Source organism: Lamprobacter sp., assembly GCF_034860625.1.
Classification (GTDB): domain Bacteria; phylum Pseudomonadota; class Gammaproteobacteria; order Chromatiales; family Chromatiaceae; genus Lamprobacter.
The window spans coordinates 1-3,555 of the sequence record NZ_JAYESN010000287.1 but is presented as its reverse complement, the minus strand read 5'-3'; the positions used below and the strand labels follow the sequence as shown (position 1 = coordinate 3,555).

The window sequence follows — 3,555 nt, the reverse complement described above, 5'->3', positions numbered from 1 at the left end:
CGGCAACGCTGTAGGAGATCGCGATGACAGTCTCGCTATCGAATCGGCCGCACACCGCCGCGGCGACCGATGGCCGCCGCCACCCGAAACAGGTCGGGGATATCAACCTTCTCGTCATCGATACGGCGGATCACGCCGATGCGCTGCAGCTCCTGAATCAGCGCCTTCTCGGGAACCTGGGAAGATGCGAACGCCAACGCATGCGGAGGCAGATAGAAGCGCTCGTCATCGATGTCCCCCTGTCCGGAAGGCTTCGGAGACAAGGTCTCCGCTCGATCACGCTCGATCGCTTGGACCGTCCCCGCCTCCTGCCAGCGCTGCTCGATTTCTTCGCCCCGGCAGGGCACGGTCTGTCCATTCAGCGGCTTCAGCAGGGTCCCGATCCAGGGGTAGTCCTCGCGGAGTTCCTGCACACGAACCGATGAGGCGCTCTGAACGCCACGTTTGATGCCCTCCCAATGCAAGACTTCCGCATGACCCTCAGCGCGTGTCTCGCGTTGTGCGTCGCGTACCGCAATCAAGAAGCTGCGCGGGCTGACCTGCCCCTTGGCATCGGCCAGGTGATTTGGAAGCCAAGTATAAGTGCGTCCACGCCGACGGTTAGTGCCCATGTAACGGGTCGCCATGTCGTGCAGCACGGCCTGCTGCAGGTCTTCGTCCTGGCGCAGCTTCGCCGGAATCGGATAGACCTGCTCCCCATGCGCTTCCGTGGTCTGAAAGGACAGTCGATGCTGCGAACAGAGCCAACTGCGATAGTGCTTGGCGCCGTCGCCGTGGTTGCACAGCCAATGCCACAGCAGTCCGTAGAGGTCGGTACGGCGCCATTCCAAAACGACCCGCCCGTGGTGCAGCTTCGACGAGTCCGGGAACTGCCAGATGGTCCGATCCTCCCACAGATCGGGGCGGAGAAAGACCTTTGCTTGGATGCCCGGCAGCCCTTTCAAGTCCAGGCACAGCTGCAGGAGCCCTCGGGCCAGCTCACGGATCATCTTCCAGTCCGAGCCGGCGCGGTCGATCGCATCGAAGACTACCAGATGACGCTTCCCTTCGGCCGCCAGGCGGCTCGATATCCGGTTCAGCAGCCGCTCTTCCTGCTCGGGATTCTCAGCGACGAATGTCACCGCATCGTCCCAGGTATCCGCGCGGAGCTCCTCTCCATAACGGCCCGCCAGCTGCCGCAGCACCACCGCACGCCAGATGTCTTCGGGAGCAAAGCGGCCCTGCAAATGCTGCAGGACGCGGCGGGATGGATGATCCTCGTTGCGCGTGGACACCGAGAAGCCCCAGCTCGTCTGCACCCGGTCCAGATGCAGCCTTGGCAATTGGGCATGGATCAGTGCGCGTGAGACAGGGCTGTTAAGCGCCGCGCTCCAGAAGCTCTTACCGGTGCCACGGTCGCCGACAACGAGCGTGCTATCGGGATCAAGCGCGCGTTCGTGACCGAGCACGACATAGAGCTCGCTCGGATTCGGTTCCGCTGTGCTGACCGCCATGGTCTCCGGCAGCTCATCGAGGGATTGCCGGACCTGAACCGTCGGAAAACCGTCAGCCGCCATCCGATGCTCCTGGTGCATCATCACCCAGTACACGCTCACCCAGCGCGGCCATGAATGGGCCGAAAGTGCTTGAGATCGCGGCTTCGGCGGCCTCGTTCAGGTCCTCCAACGGATTGAACTGCTCGAAGACCGGATTCTGCAGAATCACCAGCGGGTCATGCGGCGCCGCATCGTCCGTTTCGGCAAAGCTGAACACATCAGGCCCGTCTTCCGGCCGCTGCTCGTCATAGAGCTGTTCCAGCCACAACGAATAGGCCTTCGACCGGAAGCTCTTCAGCGCTACCTTTGTCTTCGCTGCCTTGGCATAGACCATCTTCAGCCGTAACCGCCAATCATCATCGCCACTGGCTGGAACGATATGCGCCATCTGCGCCAGTTGCGCCAACAGGTAGCGATAGCCCTCCCAGACCGTCGGCTGATCGGTGGCGAACAACAGCACATCCGCGTCCAGGTGCAGAATCGCCGCCGCGGCGGTTTCGTGCAGCCCGGCGCGACTATCGATCAGCACGACGTCCGGCTCAAGCGCCTGCTCGAGCCGCTCCAGCAACCGTCGCACCCGCGCGGCAAAACCCTGGCCCTCGCCGCGATCGGATTCGAGATAGGCGCGGGCAAGCTTCGCAATGAACCCACCAGGCTGTTGCATTGACCGCATGCCGGTTGCCGGGGTCACGTAGAGATAGCCGGCCTCGACCAATGGCGAGCGTGCGACTAGCTCACGCTCGACGAGCATCGCTTCGGCCAACGGACTAGCGACCAGATCCTCCGCGAGCCAGTCCACGACGCCGAACGCAGGCCGGTCGCCGGGCGGCAGCAACTGTGCCCCGAGGCCCGGTGCCTCGAGGTCCAGGTCCAGCAGCAGGACCCGCTTACCCTGTGCCGCCAACTCGCGGCCCCAAAGGAGCAAGGCGGTGCTGCGCCCAACACCGCCTTTCAGACTGAAGAACGAGACTCGCGGCGGGTGTGTTGTCGATCGTGGCCCATCCATCCCTGGAGCCTGTGTCCAGTCTTTGCCGACCACGCGCCGCTCAATCAGCTTCACCAGCGTGCCGTCGATATCCTCGACCACGAAGGGTTCGTCAAGGAGCGCTGATCCGGAAAGCGTCTCCGAGAAGCGCATCAACCCAGCATCCAAGCCCGGACTGTAAGCACCAAGTGCGTTTGCCAAGGCCGCGCGTGCGTCAACGATCTCGGCTTGATCGGTCGCGTCCGGCAGCACCACATGAACCCGGCCGTTCATGTCGCGAATGAATCGCACATCGGCAAGACCAACACCCGGGAAGGCCTGCCTGAGTTGCACAACCGCACGGGGCAATACATCGTCGAACGAGCACGTTGTCATGATCAGGTCCCGAGGTTGGCCGCGAGCAAGGTGCGCCGGCAATGATCCCGATACAGCCTGCAGTGGTCTTCCGAGAATGCGGCGTCCGGCCAATAGCGGCTTTCGATCGTCCAGCCGTCCATGTAGTCGGCCTTGTTCAGTAATTGCTGAATGCCGACATCTTGCCTGCGGCATAAGGTTTTCCGCGCATGATCGCGCAGCTCGGGCAGATGCGCTTGGCGGACCTCCACCACGCCTGGATGGCCCTGGAGCAGCACCTTCAAGGCACACTCGGCAGCCAAACCGAAAAGATGCGTAGCGTTCGCAAAACGTCCTTCTTCCAACAGCAACTGACCATCTGCCAAGCAGCGCCGCGCTGCGGCCGGATAGTCGTCTCTCGGCTTTGTCATCGCCTTCTTGCTCGTTATGCTGCTCGGTGGGCCTACCGCGAATGCAGGGGCAAGTGTGCCATAGCAACCCTTTCGCGTCAGGAGATTAGCCGGCACTATGGCGGCAAGAGAGACAAGCCATTCCCGCTGGGTGTTCAATGATGACCCTGGACAGCCTACGACGAGCGCAACGCCGTCCGAGCACCCTGAATCGGAGCCCAAATCGGAGGTAGCGCCATGGCAGCACCCGCACGCCCTTTCCGCTCGGCAGCTCGACCGACTTGTCTCCCAC

General features: G+C 62.7%; 3 protein-coding genes. All 3 read right to left on the bottom strand.

Annotated features, from left to right (window positions below; genetic code table 11):
• Positions 1-35: 35 nt before the first annotated feature.
• Genes VBE63_RS26250 through VBE63_RS26240 form a run of 3 tightly spaced genes read right to left on the bottom strand, consistent with a single transcriptional unit; the run spans position 36 to position 3,284 of the window.
• The gene (locus VBE63_RS26250) at positions 36-1,556 is read right to left on the bottom strand and encodes a hypothetical protein (RefSeq protein WP_323685947.1); all 1,521 of its coding nucleotides are present in this window, start codon (positions 1,554-1,556) and stop codon (positions 36-38) included.
• Complete coding sequence (locus tag VBE63_RS26245) at positions 1,546-2,895, bottom strand: KGGVGR-motif variant AAA ATPase (RefSeq protein ID WP_323685946.1); 1,350 nt, start codon at positions 2,893-2,895, stop codon at positions 1,546-1,548. Before VBE63_RS26245 ends, VBE63_RS26250 begins: the two co-directional genes overlap by 11 nt.
• 2 nt (positions 2,896-2,897) lie before the next feature.
• Positions 2,898-3,284, bottom strand: coding sequence for a HEPN domain-containing protein (locus tag VBE63_RS26240; RefSeq protein WP_323685945.1), 387 nt, complete (start codon positions 3,282-3,284; stop codon positions 2,898-2,900).
• Between the last annotated feature and the right edge of the window lie 271 nt (positions 3,285-3,555).

Coding starts and splice junctions, on each gene's coding strand:
- VBE63_RS26250 (WP_323685947.1), bottom strand. CDS start 1,556: ATGGCGGCTGACGGTTTTCCGACGGTTCAGGTCCGGCAATCCCTCGAT.
- VBE63_RS26245 (WP_323685946.1), bottom strand. CDS start 2,895: ATGACAACGTGCTCGTTCGACGATGTATTGCCCCGTGCGGTTGTGCAA.
- VBE63_RS26240 (WP_323685945.1), bottom strand. CDS start 3,284: ATGACAAAGCCGAGAGACGACTATCCGGCCGCAGCGCGGCGCTGCTTG.